The organism is Phocaeicola sartorii JCM 17136 = DSM 21941 (assembly GCF_054653615.1).
This window is the reverse complement of record NZ_BAAIFW010000005.1, coordinates 1,371,006-1,389,390: the sequence shown is the minus strand read 5'-3', so window position 1 is coordinate 1,389,390 and position 18,385 is coordinate 1,371,006. Positions and strand designations below refer to the sequence as shown.

The window sequence follows — 18,385 nt, the reverse complement described above, 5'->3', positions numbered from 1 at the left end:
CTAATTATTTTTACTTCACTGGGAGCGATAATATCTTGTTTCATAAGATAAAATATATCACTACCGATTACTTCAACCTTGGCTGCTCTCAGAACAATCTGAAATGGTCGCGTTCACACTGAATACGTTTCATCATTTTCCTCTTCGCTTCATCTGCTGTTTCACGATGCGGCTGTCCCCCATTTCAAATGAATCCGATACGGTTTCTTCCGTATATTTCCTGCTTTTTCCACCAAACGTGTAAGTGATGCCTATGGTGATGTCCTGCATGGGTTCAATAAGGCGTGATATGTTCGTGAAATCCCTGGTGCTGGATACCGACTCCCAATACATTTTGCCACCATGACCTAAACCGCTCATGCCACTGATAGCCACATCCAGTTTGTCATTGAGGAAGGAGCGCGCGAGTGTTGCACTTATCATCATCATACCCGAATCGTAACCTTGGAGAGAGTACCGACGCGACATCCATTCCATATTACTACTCCACTTCAACTGCCAAGGCAGATTCTGTTGCCACCCCAGATTCAGGTTACCATGCCAACCATAGTTGCAGGCATCAATCTCCCGGCTTCGCATGTCATTGTAGCCCACTTCTCCATTAAGCATCAAGCGGGCTGAACGTGTCGCGTTCCATGAAGCGTAAGCATTCAGCGATGTCTTGCGATTTCTGGCTATATTGCCAAAGGTGGTATTTATACGCCCGTCCTTCATTGAAGAATACCGGGCAATACCATCGTTACTCCATGAATGATTGAGGCTGATTCGCATTGCTAATGTGTTTGCTTTCAACGTATGTACAATAGCCAGATTATTGAGGTGCTGTGCTTTCAGGTTGGGATTACCATAGGAAAGCTGCGTAGGATCGGACTTATTGACGTATGGGTCGAGTTCTTTGATTCTCGGCCGACGTATGCGCATGGTGTAGCTCACGCCAAAAGTGCTGTTCTCCTTAGCTCTGGCAGTAAGAGTGACGGAAGGTACGAGGTCGCCATAGTGAAGCGAGAATTTACTCCCTTCACCCTTTAAATAGCGTGATTTCTGCCAGGTATGTTCATAGCGAAGCCCTTCCTTCAAGCCCAGCCAACCCCACTGAGCTTCCCATTCGGCATACAGGGCGGCTATGTTTTGATACTGTCGGTAGTGCATGGCAGCCGCCTTTTGTTCCACGAAGCTACCATTCAAAAAGCGCATTTCGGTAGCCCGGCTCTCTCCATGGTCGAAGGAGAACTTCACACCGGCGTTGAGCAGTTGATGCCGGGTAAGTGGAATGGTGAGGTCCGTGGTCAGGTTATGCTGGGTGGTGCGGTCGCAAATTTCTGTACGGATGTCCTTCACGGTGGAAGTGATTTCGGGGTGCAAGGAGGTGTCAAGGCCATCGTATCTGTTCTCTGTATCATTCCGGTTGGGAGCATGGCTTATCTGATAACTCGCAAACAGCCTGCCCTTGTCACCCCACTGACGTTGGTAATCGATGCCTCCATCTACTGAAATCTCGTTCATATTCATCTTCTGACTACCACTAAAAGCCATCCCCTGTCCCCATATTCCACCTGAGTAAAGATAGGTGGGACGGCTCTTCTCTTTTGTGGCAAACCAAGTCGTGGACATGGAAACATGGAGTGATTGGACGGAATCAATATCGTATCCCACACCTACTTCGCCCATTGAGAATGGCGTTTTCGATGAGGACTTTTGTCGCATCCATTGACGTGTCCCGTTGCCGGTTACGTCCGATTCGACAATGGTACCCGTTGAATACATATACTCTCCGTTCAAATTTACGTCATACGACCATTTGCCTTGTTGACCGGAGAGGCTGGCGTCAATTCCGTTGCTCAGAATACCTGTCAGGAGGTGCACGGAGCCACTTGTAGCTCCGTCATACCCGTCTTTCTCCAATGCAAATGCTTGTTTGGCACCACCTTTCTTGGTGGTGATGCAAAGGACACCTCCGGTTCCCTCTGCATCATACCGGGCACCTGGATTAGTGATAACTTCAATGTTCTTCACGTGGCTGGCAGGCATACTGCGCAACGTTTGTTTTGGATTGCGAGTGATGACAGTGCTCAATCTTCCGTCCACATAAACCTTGAACTGCGCGGAGCCGTTCACCATGATATTGTTTCGCCCGTCCACAGTCACCATAGGAACCTTACGCAGTATGTCCAATACACTGCGTGTCTTTGACTCCACATCATTACTCACCTGGTAAGTCACCTTGTCGTTTTTTAGTTTGACTATCGGGGCCTGGTGTACGATGACAACCTCCTCAAGGTTCTGTGTCGGGAATACAACCATCGTATCTGCCTTTTCCGCGCTTACTCCCTGTGCACATATCCTTATAGGTAATCCCAATCCTATAGCTGTTAGCAGGAATGCCTTTGCCGCCATGCCAACATTTGATTTCTTGCTATGCATTTGTACCAAAATATTTATGTTATTGGAATGAATGGCTACATTTTGCAGCCCGTAAATTCCGACTATCATTGACATTTATATATTCTTTCCAGCAGTTTACTGCCCAACAAGGGACGATAGTGTCCTGCCTCATAATAGTGATGGTAATCTTCTGTAAATTCGTTAATGCCGCTGAAATCATACACATTCTCTTTTCCGAAAATACTTTGCAAGATTTCTCTATCATTCGGGTGTAGTTTTTTCTGGTTATAATCCGGACTGATCAGGACATATATCGAGGTTCCATGTTGACGTAGAACTTCCATAATTTCATCCAATACCATCCGTTGCCTGTGAAATATGGCAGGTTCAGCTATAATTGCAGTGCCTTCTCGTTCGGGGAACTCATTTTTACGTTTTTCCCAATATTCCTCACCTTCCTGTTCTATCTGTTTCTCACGAGGATTGAACGCATCATTGTTCTTCGAATCACGTATCCTTCCATAAGGATTCATTCGCTTCATGTCCGGCTCTACATTTCCTGTTATGCGGTATTTCAGATATGGAAACAAGAAATCGGGCATTGCAAATGCCTGCATGAACTCCAGCTGTACGGCAAACGGATTACGTCCCGATATATCAGCTGGAAGTATATGGCTGGAACCCGTCAAGAGATCAAAACGTGAAAGGGAGGTCCGGTCGAGAATCATCAGTACGTTTTTTATTTCCGCACATTTATGGTCAAGGGTACGGAGTTTAAGGCTTATCGCCTTCATACCCTCTGCATTGCCGAAAAGACGAATGGCGCGATCACCGGAATCAAGATATTTTTCCCATTCCCCACACCGGAATGCCATAGTACATGAATTGCCCAAGATAAAAGAATTGAAATGTACACTGTCATTATGATTCAAGTATATCTGCCAACCTACATGCTGTTCGTTGAGCATGACATCTGAATCATACAGGTCATATTTGCGAAGTACCATGAAAGGATCATCGTAAACATAAAGAGCAATCAAAGCCCAAAACGGCATGGCGAATAGCACCAACTTTCGGACAAGGCGCAGGAAAGCAGGTCGTTTGCAGAGGTTTGCTCCAGTAACAGTTTCCGGTATATTTTCCATCAGAATTGCAGATATATGAAGTTTTCCGTGCCGAACTTGCCATAAGCGAACACGGCAAACACAATTAAGTAATACACTATCCAGCGAAGCACGGCAGGCTGCTTTTCAAAACGAAGATGCAAGTCGCCTTTGGACATAAAAAAATCATAAAGTAGCATCAACAATAATGCGGCACCTGCCACGATGCAGATGTGGTCGGACATACCGATATTGATTTCTTTCCAGCTTACATGGATCTGAAAAGAGATATTCCGTAGGAAATAGAATGCGTCTGAAACGGACTGTGCTTTGAAAAACACCAGCGATATGGCAAAAATGAGGTAGGTGCGGATGACTGAGAGCGTGGCGAACAGCCGTTTGCCGATATGTTTCCTTACCCTATTCCGTATTCTTTCAGTCTTTAGTTCCCATACAATCACAAGCCCCTGTATAAGTCCATAGACGGCAAATGTCCATCCTGCACCATGCCATATGCCAAGAGCAATAAATGTCACCATGAGGCTTGCCACCACACCCCATTGCCCCCAACGGCGTGTGAACGATGACAGGGGAAGAAAAAGGTAATCCCGTACCCAGGAGGAAAGGGAGATGTGCCAGCGACGCCAGAACTCAGCCGTGGTTTGGGCGGCAAAAGGATGTGCAAAGTTGGGTGATAGTTTCAATCCAAACAGCATTCCTATCCCAATCGCCATATCCGTGTAGCCGGAGAAATCGGCATAAAGTTCGATGGGATAGAGAAGGCAGGCCATAAACAATTGTACGCCTGATGCGGTATGCATTGAATTGAACGCACCGTCAATATAAGGTGCTATATGGTCGGCAAGTACCATTTTTTTCACCAATCCCACCACAATCAGTCTCAAGCCGTAAGTCATCATGGAGTATGATGCCGGAGAGAGTCTTCGGACTTGCGGGAGCAAATTGGCGGACCGTTCAATGGGACCTGACAGGAACTTCATAAACAGAAGCATGTAAAGCAGGAAATCGATCGGACAACGTTCCGCCTTTTCTTCCTCCCAATAGACTTCCGTCAAGTAACCGATGGCCTGAAATGTATAGAACGACATTCCCAACGGGAAAATAAAACCTGAGTCTCCGGTTAACCGGTTGGCATACCTGAAACCAATCCAGCAGAGGATAAGACAGGATATGCTGCTCCAGTAAACCAAACAAGAACCTTTTTTCCCGCGGGCTTGCTCAACAAGTACTGCTGCGCCGTATGTAAAAAGGCTTACAGCCAGTGCCGTGAGAAGGAATACGGGATTGAAATATCCGATGAAAACTCCACTTGACGCAAGCAAAACAAATTTTTGTCCTTTATCACTGACAAAATGGTATAATGTGAAACAGAGCAGGAACAGCAGGATAAATTCAAGGGAGATGAACGACATTACTTTTCCTCCTATTCCTATTTGGCTTTATTCATGATGGTACGGCAAAGATCGCCCACATTTTTCAATTTCACTATCTCGCGAAACGAGAAACGCACGCCGAATTTATTTTCTATCTCGGTGATAAGTACCATATTGGTCAGTGAATCCCATCCGTCCACATCATGGGCAGTGGTGCTTTCAGTCAATGTGATGTCGTCTCTCTTTAACACTTTTCTGAATATTCCGTTCAGTATTTCCAATAATTCTGTTGTTTCCATATACTTGATTGTTTCTTATTTATTGAGTGATGTACTTTAATAGTTGATTCCGGTCAATTTTATTACTATTATTTTGTGGAAAACAAGGGATGAAGTGAATACGCCGAGGCAACATATAAGAAGGCAGATGGCTTTGCATATACCGTTCGAGGCTTTCCGTATCCTCTGCATCCTTCTCTAAGGCAAGATGCAGTTCGCAACCTCTGTCAGTAGTATAAACCGGCAACACCATAGCGTTACAGGTATGCTTGTAAAACGCTTTAACGTGGTATTCGATTTCACCCAATTCGATTCTGAAGCCTTGTAGCTTTACTTGTGTGTCTTTACGGCCACAATAAATGATATCTCCGTCAGCATCTGCCTGACAGAGATCTCCGGTACGGTAATAAAGTTTTCCAAAGGGAGTCGTAACAAAACATCCAGCGGATTTTTCGGGAGCGCGCCAATATCCGCGCATTAGCTGCGGTCCGGCAATCCACAGTTCACCGGTCTTTCCGGCGGGAAGTTGCTTGCCCGAAGGGGATGCAATCATATAGTCCATACCCGGAAAAGGTTTCCCGATTGCCGCCAAACCGTTATAATGTTTGGCTCCTTCAACCGGGATGATATAAGAAGTGCAGTAGATAGTGGCTTCGGTTGGTCCGTAGAGGTTGATTACTGTGGCATTGGGGATGCAAGTGCGAAATTCATCGAGCAGATTCACGTCAGTGGCTTCGGCGGTAACTATGAGATAGCGTAGGTCCGGAAAACAAATTTCCCCGAAATAAGGACGTGATAACCGAAGTACGGAAGGTGCCATTGCCGCAAATGTAAGACGGTGACGTTCCATGATATCCAGTACATGCAGATATTTCATTCCTTTCTGCGGAACGGCATAGACACACGCCCCGAGGGTGAGGGGATAAAGGAACGACACGACTGAAACATCGAATGTCAGTTCGAACATCTGAAGCATACGGTCGTTTTCGTCTAACTCCCATCCTAAAGCACAGTAAGCCTTGTAGAAAGCATTCAGGTTCCTTCGGGATATAGGAACACCTTTGGGCTCGCCCGTACTTCCTGATGTAAAGATAATGTAAGCAGGCACATCGGGATTAACTTCACACAACGCCATGCCGGAATGCAAAGTATGTCGATAAGAGGAGATACATACCCGTCCTGCATTGATTTCAGGTGGAAGTATATTATCGTTTTCTCCACTGTAAAGCAACAGACCAATGCCGGATTGCCGGGCTATACGACAGTTGCGCTCTGCCGGATAATCAGGATGCAACATGACGTAAGTTTTTCCGGAAAGTAGCACAGCTAAAATGGATGCGTAGGTTTCCATACGATTTTCTGCGGTGATGCCAATAATGTCTTCTTTGAGATTTCTCAGTGTTTCACAAATGCTCCATGCCAATCCGAACAACTCCTGATAGGTATAAGTCTGGTTGTCAAGAACCAGTGCCGGACGCATGGCATAATGATTCGAGGCTCGGACAATAGCAGCCAGCATATCTGCATCATTTATCTTCTTCATAATTTGTATTGTTTCTATTTATATTTTCTTGTTCTGTTTGCGGTTCATGCAACACTGCTTTTTCTTTTGTGGATACTGGTTTGGTACCAAGCATCCACAAAAAATGAGGAAAAGGCAATACCAATTTCACTGTGTTTCCGTTTTTTGTTGTTTCCATTTTTCTCTTCAGTATAATGTAACTATTCTCTTTTGAAAATCTGCCTTTGGGAGAATGCGTTGATGACACCAGAAGTTCCAACAGTTTTTCAGATGACTCTTGTTCTTCTTTTATAAGTCTCAAAGGAAATTGGTTCTCCATCATTGCTTTATTTCTCTATTGGATTGAAATATCTCATTAACTCAGCAGACTGTCCAAAATTACTTACAGGAACAACTGGAACAAAAAAGAACCTGTCTGAAACGGCAAAAACAATTTCCGAAACGGAGTTTTTAAACATTGAAAATAAATTAATATAAACGCTTATCTTATAAACAAAAGCAATATCGTTACCTTGTGAAGAATGTACTTCTAATACTCACTTTGATTAAAGAAACCGTACAAAATGGTCAAAAACAGGTTCTTCCAGAATATAGCCTTTAATCATATACCATAAACAAGAAACCGTCTTAAACTGTGCGATGCTATTTGAAAGTATAGCCAAAACTCAGATAAGGATACAATAACGGGGTTTTATGTAATCCGTATTTATCTCTAAAATTGAATGAAGGACTGACACCGGCACGGAACATAAAACCATTTTCCCGTTGATACCGATATCCAATATTAAATAAAGACATAGTATCTGAAAGTATTCCGCGATTCAACTATCTGAGTAACCGGTTCGATAATGCTGACATTTCCCTCGCTGTTTACCCAATAGGTTTCCTTTATGGAATACAGCCCCATATTGATGCCTGTTCCGGCTTCAAACTTGCTGCGCCGTTTACCCAAAATGCAATTAAACTCCAATGGCACGGAAAAACCATGCCCTTCATAGGAATTGTAGTTCGTCCCATAAAAGTAGGATATTCCGGCACGATAGCCGAAAACTGAACCGGGCTTTATTCTTGTGTCATAAGAAACGCCAATCATATTTGAAGCGCCCAATAGTTCCAAATAAATGCTCTTGTACGTTTTATCCTTGTGCGAACTTTCTATCTCTTGCCCAAAAGCAGAAAAAGCGAGAAAGCATATTAATACGCTCATTACAATATTTTTCATTGAAAATTTATCCGTATCACTGGACCTTATCCACAGCAGCATGAACGGCAACTTGTCATGCAAACAGCTAATAATATGACTATTGCCAATACGACAAGGATAGATAATTTACTTTTTCGATATCCCATTACTCAATTTATTTTTGTTGACATACAATAATCCATAACAATCCTTTTGGAAGAGAAAAAAGATATGCGTTTCTTCTACTCCCAAAAGGATTCTCTGATACTTTATTTTACTGTAACTGAAATAGTTCCAGTTTTCTTGTTCTTGTCAGTAACAGTCACTGATGTGCTACCAGCCTTGACACCTTTGATAATAATCTTTCCATCCTTGACTGTGGCTGTGGCAATTTTCGTGTCCTTGGCGGTTGCTGTATAAGGAGCGGAACCATCTTTTACAGTGACAGCCTCTTCCTTCCCAACAGTTACGGATACAGACTTTTTATCAAAATCAAGTCCGGATGCCGCAGCCTTGACCACCACAGGAATCTTTCCTGTAAGCTTCTTTGAGTCGGAGATGAGCATGGTTGCTGTACCGTCTTTAAGACCGGTGATTGTAATGGTGTTCTTGTCTGCTTTAGCCGTCGCAATCTTGGTATTGCTTGAGGTTACAGTAAATGGAGCAGTACCGCCACTTACAGTAACCGTTGCAGTTTTGCCGGGAGCCACCTCTACTTTAGAGGGGGTACACTTAAGATCTGGAACTTTGGGGTCATCATTCTTATCGCAAGAACCCATGGCTACTGCTAGAACACAGGCGAAAAACGCCATAGTGAATTTAAGAAACTTTACTTTTTTCATTGTTGTTCTTTTTTTTAATTAAAAACTTTATTGTTTTATTGAACGCTCTTTTATGCAATTGCAGAACAAAAGTAGCACTTCAGTGTAAACTCTTTAATTACATTTTATCTGAAACGGCGAAAACGGCTTCTGAAACGACATCTAGGAACACTGAAAAATTCGCTTTGGCACTTTTTTCTGTCTATATTTTGCTTCAATGATTATCCGCAATATCCCCATCCACTCTTCCACATTCCGGCATTTTAGTGCAATAGGGAAGCAGGATACGTGTATAAGTCTAAGGAATGCAGTACAGGGAAGATATGATTAAAAGCCTTTTAATACGCTATTATAAGGCTTTTAAGCCACTTCACTACGGGAACGAGGTTGGCAGATACAGTAAAAAAATAAGGATGAAGCATGCAAATAACCAATCAGTGGGAGGAATGCGGATAATCATTTTGCTTTTTATCAATAAAGAGAGGGTGTGCAAAATGTGAAGTGAACCCCGAAAGTTTTTTGTCTAACTTTCGGGATTCACTTCATTAGCATAAAACAAACCATCCAAATAACATTTCTACTTTACAACAGAGCATAGCTAGTCAACATCCTCGCACAACAAAGACTTAGATATGACCAATACAGAAACAAACGGATATTCTTATCAGCAGCCAATAGGTTCTCTCATCTTTTGAGCCTTTCAATTTTATTTGTTTGTTCAGAAATGTTCTACTACTACAATTTCAAATATACTTATCATTGGGCAGTCAGTTCCACTACATGGCTCTGAGTATGTATAAAGCCAAATACATTCAGTCCAACTTTCATCAAATAATCACCCGAATAAATCTTTCCGTTGGCTTCTAATCTGGAAGTTGCAGCAGGCATTAGATTGATTTCCTCCACTTTATACTGTTTGTCCGGGTCCAGCCCTTGCAGTTTTACTGCCATCAACTTCTCTTGGAAGCGTGGGTGAATGTCATAGGCAAACAGAACCACCTTGTTTGCATCTTTACTTACATAGTTCAGTGCCATATGATTCTCTTCGTATGGAGAAACCAAACGATACTGGTCACCATCCATTATAGCGTTTTGGAGACGTTTCCAGTTGGCTACCGCTGTCTGGCAATAAGTCAGTTCATCGGCAGTAAGTTCTTTCAGACCGATATCGAAGCCAAGTTTGCACATGGAGGCCACGTCGGTGCGGAACTTTATGGAAGTCACCTTGTTCCAGCTCGTCACATGGGCATCCATAGCCTTTGCAGGAAAGAACTGGGAGAAGCCCCACTGGATATAAATACGTTCCACCGGATCGGTATTGTCACTGCACCAGAATTCCGTGAAGTACTTCAATGCTTCGTAATCACAACGTGCACCGCCACCGGAACAAAGCATCATCGGGACATTGGGATAATTCGCCTTTACACGTTTCAGAACATTATAGATACCGCGGACATGATCAATATACAACTGTCCCTGTTTATTCTTCAAATATGGGGAATAGATATTGGTGATAGGGCTGTTGCAATCCCACTTGAAGAAAGCGACATCGGGATTTTCCTGCATAATGTTTTCTACAACGCCATATACATAATCCTGCACTTTCGGGTTACTGAGATCCAGTACCAACTGATTGCGGTAATAATACGTTTCGCGGTTAGGCAGTTGGATGGCCCAGTCCGGATGTTTCTCAAAGAGTTCGCTCTTGGGGTTCACCATTTCCGGTTCAATCCAGATGCCGAACTTCACATCCGCATCTTTGGCAGCTTTTACTAAGGCGGGAATACCGCCAGGCAGCTTATCGTGGGTCACTTCCCAATCGCCCAAACCGGCATGGTCATCCTTACGCGGGTATTTATTGGCAAACCAGCCATCGTCCAGCAAAAACATATCCACTCCCAAATGCTTGGCTTCCTTCATCAGTTCGGCAAGTATCTCCTGATTGAAATTGAAACCTGTATTTTCCCAGTTATTCAAAAGAGTCAGACGGCTGCCTTTACCATCTTTCAGGCTATAGTTGCGTGCCCATTCGTGCAGATTGCGACTGCCTTGCGAGGCACCATCATAACTTAAAGTGAAAATGAATTCGGGAGTGGTGAACACTTCATTCGGTTTCAGTTCGTAGTTCGATGCATAAGGATTGATGGCAGGGATTACACGCAGGTTGCCCACATTGTCCACTTCGAAAGTGAAACGGAAGTTGCCCGTCCAGCCCAGTGTACCCATCAAGACATCACCCTGGTGTTCGTTCACCGGTTGGTCCAGTCCCACTTCAAAGAAGGGATGGGTGTGCATGGCAGCACGGCTTCCCAGCTTCGTGTCAATCACTTTCTTGCCAAACTGCAATTGCTGACTGCTCATCTGCGCCTCTTTTGCCCAGTCACTGCTGAACTCGGTCAGATAATAACTGGAATTATTGAAGTAGAGCATGGTGGAGGCATAGGTGGAGAGCATGACAGGTTTCTTCTCCTGATGCTTTATCTCGCTCCACGTCTTGATGACGTTCTCTTTGGGATAGGCCACATAATGCAGTGCCACATCTACCGGATACTGGTTATCGCGCAGGTTTATCACGGTTTCCGTACCACCTTCTACAGGCTTGGACGAGGAAGAAACGTAATAAAGAATCGTCGACGGATTGCCGTCATTATGAGTGATGGCGATGGCAGGTTCAAAGTAATCTTCATTGCCGGAACCGCTATACACTTCCCAGCCGCGCTTGCTCACGCTGCCGTCCGACCCGGCATGTATATTCCAACGGAAGTTCTGCAAATCCTGCTGGTGCAAGAGTTTCTCGCCCAGGTACGTTTGATACAAGCGGCCGTTTTCGCCTACCTGGAGCACCAGATCGGTGTTGTCCGTAGAGATGCGGATGGTTTCTTTTTCCGCTGCATGGGCATACGTCAGGGACGCACATGCAAAGAGAGTTACAAGTAAATTTCTCATGGTGTACGATAAATTTAGTTACCAAAATATATAAATTAAATTAGAATGAAAGACTTGCGCTGAATTCCAGAGTGAGTGGGCGCAAATAATTACCGCTCATATAGTGATCCTTGAACTTTCCGGCTTCTTCCTTGCTCAACAGTTCGGCACCGTTGATAGTGCCGCTGGCACCCTTCTGATTCAGGAAGTTCACAACCGTAGCTCCCAAAGAGAGATGCTTGTTTACCTTCCAGTTCACGCCGCCGAAGGTTTCCCAACGGCCGTTGAAGTAGAGGGCATTGGTCAGATTGGCATACGTCTTTCCGAAATAACGGAAGCTGAGCCATACGCGCAGGTCGGGAGTGATGTTGTAGCTGGGATCTATTTCAGCAAGTACCTGCGGAATTTCTTTCACGATGTTGCCATTGGCATTCAGGTCGGGCACTCCTTCAAAGGGAGACCTGATGAAATAGTTGTTATAAGTCGGCTTCTGGTAAGTGAACAGGGCATGCAGATGGAAACCTTTGAACGGATTGATTTCTGCCGAGGTAGTCCAGCCCAGGGTCTTGATGTCGTATATTAATAAGGTGGTTTTGGATTGCGTCGTACCGGGTTTCGTTACGTTCTGCTGGTCGATGTTGTTCGACTTGGAAATATATGTAATCATGGAAGTCAGATTTATCCAGTTGTTATGGTAGAACAGTCCGCCACGCAGCAAAGGGATGGTGACGCGTTTGTATTGCTCCTCGGTGGGACCTGTTCCGGCATACTCGTTGATGCGGGGGAAGCGGGTGGCAACAGTTCCATCGGCTGTAAGACCGAAGTTCTTTGTTATCTTATAAGTGAATTGTGCGGTTGCTGCATAATTCAGCTTGTCCTTTACCACTTTATGGGGTTCTATCTTTTCAGTAGAAAGTATGTTGCCGTCATTGTCCGTATATGAATGGGTATCGCCGATATGGAAACCCGCATAACGTCCGTAAGGTATCTGGTCGGCAGACATACGGTAGTATTCCAAGCGGGCACCGTAATAAACGTTAATCTTCGGAGTGATCTGCCAGTTGTCCGTGAAGTAGGCAGCCAGTTTGTTTTCATATCCTTTGGTATATTCCGGACTTAGCTCATTGAAGCCTCTGAACTTATTGGTACTTCCGTCGGCTTCCCGACGATTCAGTATCTGTGGGTATTCGGTGACAGTTCCTATCCATTGGAAAGAGGAAGAATGATAATCCAAATGATAGTACCACTCGTTCAATCCTAACCTCATATCGTGGTTGCCCACTTTCTTTTTCAGTTCGGAAGTAAGCAAAGCATTCTTCACTTTGCCGAAGTGCAACCAAGTGCGTCTTCCTTCCACCAATCCGGTGTAGGCTTCTTTGGAGTCATCCAGGAAAAGACCATCTGTTGCAGTCGCCTCGCTGATATTACTACCGCCAAAGTCTACATAATTGGCTTCGGGGGCATTCATAAATTTGGCGTTAAGTGTCCAGTTTAGATTATTGCGGAAGGTATAGTCGAATAGCATAGCTACTTCGTGCGCCTTGTTTCCGGTGAAATCGCCGAAGCGTCCGCTTTTCATCTTACCATCCGTCACGTCCATGTACTGAAAACGTCCGCCTTCGGGAGCGTACGAGGAAGTACCCAGCTTGAAGCCCGGAATTTCTTTCACACTGCCATCTCCCACATAAATAAAGGGAGCCGCATTAATCATTGAGCCGAGCGCATTGCTTTTCGAGAATTTATAGATGACGGAGAACTTGCCACGATTGTTATTGAACAATCGGGTCAATCCGGCGTGATAAAGCTGGGTACGGTCGCTGAAGTTCTCAAACTTAGGAGCAAAACTGCCCGGATCAAAGTTCTGATAGACACTGGCTGTATAAAGCCAACGGTCGCCAATGCCACCGGATACATTCATGTCCACATTCTGCCAGCCGAAGTGGTTGGTGTGGTAATTCAGTACTCCTTTAAATTCTTTCTGCCCTAACTTGGAGAAGGTATTCACCGAATAAGCGATGTTTCCGGTAGTGATGGCGGATTCGGACGGGTTCATCAGGCCCACTTCGCCCAGACTGGCATCGCTGCGCCAATGGGTAGCCAGTTTGTGCACAGCCGAAGAATATACGGCAGGTAGTCCGTTCTCATATACATTCACATCCTCACTGGGCAGTCCGATTTGAATTTCACGGGGTTTATTGGCATCCGAAGCGTTCAGCATCACATTGCGTTCGCTACCTTTGGATTTCTTTGTACTAATGGTGTCGTTTACTTCTGCCGGATTGCTTGCCATTGCAGAAGAAGCGAATGCGATAATCATCGGCACGATGTGAAAAAAGAGATTGATTTTCATGATATTCATTGATTTAAAATTAAATACTCTGAAGAAAGAACCGGGAAGGATTTTACCCCTTGTTTTTCAACGAGGGCAAAATTAGAGGGTATAATAACGCACTGTTTCTACAAGTAGATATTAAGTAGATTGACAGGAGAGGTGTACAAGGAATAATAGCTTTATAATTAACTATTTAGTAATACTTGCTTTAGAAAAGTAAGTAGATGTATCTGTTTACTGAAAACTTTTAATATCTTTGTATTTATCCACTTTTAATGAATACCTCCTATGAAGAAATGCTTATTATCAGGATTATTTTTGCTATTCGTACTTCTGCCTTTTCGTGCTACAAATAAAGTTGACTTGTCCGGAGAGTTAGAAACTGCTTTGAAACTGCGTAACCAATATTCACGCCAGAAAGAAACACGTATTGACAGTCTTAAACATTTACTCTATCCGAATATGAATGATGATGAACGTTTCCTGTTGTATAACGCCATTTATGAAGAATATTATACTTACCGGTTTGATTCGGCCATATATTACGTAGACCGGGAAGAAGAAGTGGCTATGAAACTCTCCAATCCTACATATCGCAACCTGAGTATCATTCATCGTTCCATCCTCCTCGCCACTTCGGGATATTTCAGTGAATCCATTCAAAACTTGGAACAGATAGACAGCCGTACACTGGACAACGCATTACGGATAGAATATTATACCGCTTATGAGTGGGCATATAGTATGTGGGCCGAATACTCCAATGATAATATATATGCTCCCCGTTATTATGAAAAGGAGATGCTTTATCAAGATTCACTTATCAGTGTTCTACCAGTCGGTTCACCGTTGCATCATTACTGGAAAGGCGAAAACTTCTATCGTCATCGCAGGTATGCCGAAGCTAAAAATTGCTATAAAAAAGCGTTGGAAGGATTACCGGTCAATGTCCGCTTGTTTGCTATGGCAACTTACGGACTGGCATTGGTGTACTCACGAACCAACAACTGGAAAGAATATGAGAATTATCTGATAAAGGCAGCTATTTCCGATCAGGTATGCCCATTGAAAGAGAATCTTGCCTTGCAGGAACTGGCGTTATACATCTTCAAGAACAGGGATGGAGAAGTTTCACGTGCCAATCGTTACTTAAACTATTCTCTAGAAGATGCCATGTATTATAACAACCGTCTCCGTATGCTCGAAATAGCAAGAAAATTCCCTTCCATTGTTCTTTCATATCAGAAACAGAACCTTATTGAAAGCCAACGCTTGCAATGGTCACTGATATGTATCAGTCTTTTATCTATCGGACTGGTAGTTTCTTTGGTTTATATATATCGGCAGATGAACCAACTTCATAAGCGGAAGAAAATTTTGGCAAATATGAACTGTGAATTGCAACACCTGAATAAAGCGTTGGTAGATACGAATCATACACGCGAAGAGTATGTAAGCCTGTTTATGGATTTATGTGCCGCTTATATAGACAAGCTGAAGAAATATCAGGATTTAGTGAAGCGCAAGGTAAAAGCGAAGCAAACAGATGATTTATTGAGACTGGTCAATGCAACCAAACTTTCAGAAATGGATACCAGGGAGTTCTTTATGAACTTTGATACGGCTTTCCTGAATCTATACCCTAACTTTATAAAGGAATTCAATTCCCTATTGCGTGAAGGTGAAGAAATAATACCCAAACGGGGGGAAATATTGACTACGGAACTTCGCATTTTTGCTTTAATACGAATGGGAATTAAGGATAGCTCCAAGATAGCAACCCTTCTGTTCTATTCCCCACAGACAATTTACAACCATCGGAGTGTGGTGAAAAATAAGGCAAAGATAAGGGATAACTTTGAGAAACAAGTGGAAGAAATTTGCACAATAAATTTATTATGCAATCTCACTTCTTCTGCCTCTACTTCTTAAGTACCCTCAAGATGGAGATAATGAGTCAGGAACTGAAAACCATTGACTTCCCGACTGACTTCGGTTCACTGAATGGGATGGAAAGAAAAACTAAAAGAAAGAAAACAGTTTGCTGTCCTTTTTGTATATAAAAAGATATTGCTATTTAAAATCTTTCTTACAAAAAACATTTTCATCTTCAGGTAACTAATCATCTCCGAATATCTATATATATCAGTTTTCCTGTTATTTTTAAATGATAAAATTCATCTTTTATTTCATTGGCGATTGCCAACCTTTCTATTGCTTCAAATGTTTTTCAGCAAAGAAGCAGGATACAGTGAAAAAAATATTATATACATGAAACCACCCCAAGCTCTTTCTTTTGCACATCAGTTTGCAAAGCCATGCTTTACTATCATTGTAATATTGCCATTCAGTAACAATCACAGAATCAGTAAATTCAGTCCTCTGTTCTTCAAAGACTTTATAGCTATGTCCTAATACTTCTTTCAATATTTGGAGTGTCGAAAAAAATGTTTTTATTTTTTAATATTAACGGATTCATAAGTTTTTTCCAATAAGTTTAAACTATGCTTGTATCATTTTTGTTCACATTTTTATGGGCTGTTTAATAGTTACCGTCACCTGTTCTGCCTTATTAGACGGATTATAAAGCAGACTTCCGCATGAACTCATGCACATCATGCAGCCGTACAGCAGAATCCATATTGCAACAATCATTATTTTGCTTTTTTTCTGTTTCATATTATCAATGATTAAAGAATAGTCCTTTCACGATTTGCTGGAACATTCCACCAAAATCCGCATTTATTTCACGCCCGTTATGCTTATACAACGGACGTATTATCGGTACAGTCGATTGCTGGTGAGACCCATTGCCGCCATAACTTCTCATGCCCACATCCATTGCCCATCGTTCTGCCAAATCAAAAGAAAGATAACCGCCATAATGGTAGCCGTTCAGTCTCTTCATCGATTGCACACCCAGCAAATAGGTGCGATGATATGTACCAAAGAGATGGAGCGATGTATTAGGGAGGAATTGATAGGAAACATCGGTTCCAATCCCAAATGTATTGCTACTCGAACGGGGAATACTCAGTTTGTGCGCATATAGGCTTATGCCCAATTTCCATCTCTCGTTTGGAGAATATGCCGTTTTAACTTCAGCATAGTTCGATACGCCAACTCCTATGATATTTTCCTGTCTGCCACGTCCCCAAACATCTATCTTCTCAAACCGATGAATAATCCCGCCGACATTGTATTCGCCTTTATGCAAAGACGAACGGTCAACGGGAAAGCTCTGTGTATAATCAGGACGAAAGTTCAAAAGTGTTTCAGGCATTTTGGGAATGAAATCAAAATGTGGAGACAGAAACGACTTCCCATATTCATAAATCGACAGTTTGGTAGTGTCTATGTTCGTCACGGTCAGTTTTGCACGGCCGAAGAACAGCATAGAATTTTCCTGCCCGTATAATCGGGAGCAAACGGACAACAGTATCATGATGACAAGAGCCACACTGCATGCCGTCAAGTTGATGGCGCAGATTTTTAATTTCTGTTTCCACATATTTTTTCATTTAATTTATATTCAATATACGGCAGTAATGAGACAGCATTCCCTTTGATACCAATGCAATTTGCAGAATAGCTTTGGTTATTCCGACATTATTCTGCAAAACTTACGTAAAAAGCCCAACTGTGTGACGAAGGAAACCTTCAATTATTACTTTGGTTTATACAAGTCTCTTTCATATCCTATTTTTATCTTTACATTCCTGACTGGAGTAAATTGTAACTTCATCTCCATACTGTTATGCGGAAACATAGGAGTAAGTGAAGGCATAACCTTATTAGAACGCTCCATCAAAGAATAACGGATACGGAATAACAAAGACCATCGGTCAATTGGATTGTATTCCATTCCCAAGATGCCACCAAAGTCATTAAACAATTTACGTATCATTGGACTATCATCTAAAAGCCATCGGTTGCCATCCTTGTCTTCTTGTTGTAATATAGAATATTTACCCCAAAACGCTCCTACGCTAAGAGTCAAATGTTTCGTCAACAGATGATGATAGAAAAACTTTACATAAGTAGCCGATCCCCAAAAGGGATAGGTGGTATGACTGCTGATGGTGCGAAATCTCCATAGTCGACCTTCGCACAGATAGTCTGAAGCAAAAGGAAAGTTCGGATTCCCTACAGGACGATTATTCCAAGGAAACAACTGATTGCCAACAATATCGGTTGGCATAAGAAACGGATTGGCAGTAATGATTGCAAAAGACTGTATTGGAACAGAAAAAGCCGTATCTATTTTGTTGTGGGCATTATTCTCAACAATACCAACAGGACGCTCTGTCCTAACGCTTGGCAAGGTATCGATCATTAGGAATTTCCGCTCTGTTTGTGCCAAGGAATAAACATTCCATATAAAGCATCCGATAAAAATCAATTGCTTTCGCATTATATAATCGCTCTACGTTTAGTCTATATTA

Annotated in this window: 15 protein-coding genes; 1 reads left to right on the top strand and 14 read right to left on the bottom strand. The window is 42.9% G+C overall.

From position 1 onward, the window contains the following. Window positions 1–132: 132 nt before the first annotated feature. The 10 genes from ACYQ0C_RS05815 to ACYQ0C_RS05770 all read right to left on the bottom strand — a co-directional run bounded on the left by ACYQ0C_RS05815 (window position 133) and on the right by ACYQ0C_RS05770 (window position 13,958). Window positions 133–2,490 (bottom strand): TonB-dependent receptor domain-containing protein, encoded by a 2,358-nt coding sequence (locus ACYQ0C_RS05815; protein ID WP_016278397.1) that lies wholly within the window; start codon window positions 2,488–2,490, stop codon window positions 133–135. After that, window positions 2,487–3,527: a hypothetical protein gene (locus ACYQ0C_RS05810; protein WP_009860272.1), complete on the bottom strand. Its 1,041-nt coding sequence runs from the start codon at window positions 3,525–3,527 to the stop codon at window positions 2,487–2,489. Before ACYQ0C_RS05810 ends, ACYQ0C_RS05815 begins: the two co-directional genes overlap by 4 nt. After that, on the bottom strand, window positions 3,527–4,918 hold the full coding sequence (locus ACYQ0C_RS05805; protein WP_016278398.1) for an MBOAT family O-acyltransferase: 1,392 nt from the start codon (window positions 4,916–4,918) through the stop codon (window positions 3,527–3,529). The genes ACYQ0C_RS05810 and ACYQ0C_RS05805 overlap by 1 nt, the downstream gene beginning before the upstream one ends. A gap of 17 nt (window positions 4,919–4,935) precedes the next feature. After that, window positions 4,936–5,178: an acyl carrier protein gene (locus ACYQ0C_RS05800; RefSeq protein ID WP_009860270.1), complete on the bottom strand. Its 243-nt coding sequence runs from the start codon at window positions 5,176–5,178 to the stop codon at window positions 4,936–4,938. Window positions 5,179–5,197: 19 nt separating this feature from the next. Then, window positions 5,198–6,700, bottom strand: coding sequence for an amino acid adenylation domain-containing protein (locus ACYQ0C_RS05795; protein ID WP_016278399.1), 1,503 nt, complete (start codon window positions 6,698–6,700; stop codon window positions 5,198–5,200). After that, complete coding sequence (locus ACYQ0C_RS05790; protein WP_227073466.1) at window positions 6,684–7,001, bottom strand: hypothetical protein; 318 nt, start codon at window positions 6,999–7,001, stop codon at window positions 6,684–6,686. The genes ACYQ0C_RS05795 and ACYQ0C_RS05790 overlap by 17 nt, the downstream gene beginning before the upstream one ends. A gap of 462 nt (window positions 7,002–7,463) precedes the next feature. Further along, window positions 7,464–7,886 carry a hypothetical protein gene (locus tag ACYQ0C_RS05785; RefSeq protein WP_016268058.1) on the bottom strand — a complete coding sequence of 141 codons (423 nt, stop codon included), beginning with the start codon at window positions 7,884–7,886 and terminating at the stop codon, window positions 7,464–7,466. A 245-nt stretch (window positions 7,887–8,131) separates the two neighbouring features. Then, window positions 8,132–8,704 carry a pilus assembly protein N-terminal domain-containing protein gene (locus ACYQ0C_RS05780; RefSeq protein ID WP_016268059.1) on the bottom strand — a complete coding sequence of 191 codons (573 nt, stop codon included), beginning with the start codon at window positions 8,702–8,704 and terminating at the stop codon, window positions 8,132–8,134. A gap of 735 nt (window positions 8,705–9,439) precedes the next feature. Next, window positions 9,440–11,629, bottom strand: a complete 2,190-nt coding sequence (locus ACYQ0C_RS05775) for an alpha-galactosidase (protein ID WP_016278400.1) — start codon at window positions 11,627–11,629, stop codon at window positions 9,440–9,442. Between the two features lie 40 nt (window positions 11,630–11,669). Continuing rightward, window positions 11,670–13,958, bottom strand: a complete 2,289-nt coding sequence (locus ACYQ0C_RS05770) for a TonB-dependent receptor (RefSeq protein WP_016278401.1) — start codon at window positions 13,956–13,958, stop codon at window positions 11,670–11,672. A gap of 270 nt (window positions 13,959–14,228) precedes the next feature. Here ACYQ0C_RS05770 and susR point away from each other — a divergent pair, with 270 nt between their 5' ends. After that, on the top strand, window positions 14,229–15,872 hold the full coding sequence (gene susR / locus ACYQ0C_RS05765; protein ID WP_009860263.1) for a SusR family glycan utilization regulator: 1,644 nt from the start codon (window positions 14,229–14,231) through the stop codon (window positions 15,870–15,872). Between the two features lie 279 nt (window positions 15,873–16,151). Here the strand turns inward: susR and ACYQ0C_RS05760 are convergent, their stop codons facing one another. From ACYQ0C_RS05760 to ACYQ0C_RS05745, 4 genes are all read right to left on the bottom strand, one after another. Further along, window positions 16,152–16,367 carry a DUF3788 family protein gene (locus ACYQ0C_RS05760; protein ID WP_227073467.1) on the bottom strand — a complete coding sequence of 72 codons (216 nt, stop codon included), beginning with the start codon at window positions 16,365–16,367 and terminating at the stop codon, window positions 16,152–16,154. A gap of 96 nt (window positions 16,368–16,463) precedes the next feature. After that, the gene (locus tag ACYQ0C_RS05755) at window positions 16,464–16,619 is read right to left on the bottom strand and encodes a hypothetical protein (RefSeq protein WP_009860260.1); all 156 of its coding nucleotides are present in this window, start codon (window positions 16,617–16,619) and stop codon (window positions 16,464–16,466) included. Window positions 16,620–16,623: 4 nt separating this feature from the next. Further along, window positions 16,624–17,451 (bottom strand): hypothetical protein, encoded by an 828-nt coding sequence (locus tag ACYQ0C_RS05750; protein ID WP_016278403.1) that lies wholly within the window; start codon window positions 17,449–17,451, stop codon window positions 16,624–16,626. Between the two features lie 156 nt (window positions 17,452–17,607). Continuing rightward, a complete protein-coding gene (locus tag ACYQ0C_RS05745) occupies window positions 17,608–18,354 on the bottom strand; it encodes a hypothetical protein (protein WP_009860258.1) in 747 nt (248 codons plus the stop codon). Window positions 18,355–18,385 lie beyond the last annotated feature (31 nt).

Coding starts and splice junctions, on each gene's coding strand:
- ACYQ0C_RS05755 (WP_009860260.1), bottom strand. CDS start 16,619: ATGAAACAGAAAAAAAGCAAAATAATGATTGTTGCAATATGGATTCTG.
- ACYQ0C_RS05810 (WP_009860272.1), bottom strand. CDS start 3,527: ATGGAAAATATACCGGAAACTGTTACTGGAGCAAACCTCTGCAAACGA.
- ACYQ0C_RS05780 (WP_016268059.1), bottom strand. CDS start 8,704: ATGAAAAAAGTAAAGTTTCTTAAATTCACTATGGCGTTTTTCGCCTGT.
- susR (WP_009860263.1), top strand. CDS start 14,229: ATGAAGAAATGCTTATTATCAGGATTATTTTTGCTATTCGTACTTCTG.
- ACYQ0C_RS05770 (WP_016278401.1), bottom strand. CDS start 13,958: ATGAAAATCAATCTCTTTTTTCACATCGTGCCGATGATTATCGCATTC.
- ACYQ0C_RS05785 (WP_016268058.1), bottom strand. CDS start 7,886: ATGAGCGTATTAATATGCTTTCTCGCTTTTTCTGCTTTTGGGCAAGAG.
- ACYQ0C_RS05805 (WP_016278398.1), bottom strand. CDS start 4,918: ATGTCGTTCATCTCCCTTGAATTTATCCTGCTGTTCCTGCTCTGTTTC.
- ACYQ0C_RS05750 (WP_016278403.1), bottom strand. CDS start 17,451: ATGTGGAAACAGAAATTAAAAATCTGCGCCATCAACTTGACGGCATGC.
- ACYQ0C_RS05795 (WP_016278399.1), bottom strand. CDS start 6,700: ATGAAGAAGATAAATGATGCAGATATGCTGGCTGCTATTGTCCGAGCC.
- ACYQ0C_RS05790 (WP_227073466.1), bottom strand. CDS start 7,001: ATGATGGAGAACCAATTTCCTTTGAGACTTATAAAAGAAGAACAAGAG.
- ACYQ0C_RS05775 (WP_016278400.1), bottom strand. CDS start 11,629: ATGAGAAATTTACTTGTAACTCTCTTTGCATGTGCGTCCCTGACGTAT.
- ACYQ0C_RS05815 (WP_016278397.1), bottom strand. CDS start 2,490: ATGATAGTCGGAATTTACGGGCTGCAAAATGTAGCCATTCATTCCAAT.
- ACYQ0C_RS05800 (WP_009860270.1), bottom strand. CDS start 5,178: ATGGAAACAACAGAATTATTGGAAATACTGAACGGAATATTCAGAAAA.
- ACYQ0C_RS05745 (WP_009860258.1), bottom strand. CDS start 18,354: ATGCGAAAGCAATTGATTTTTATCGGATGCTTTATATGGAATGTTTAT.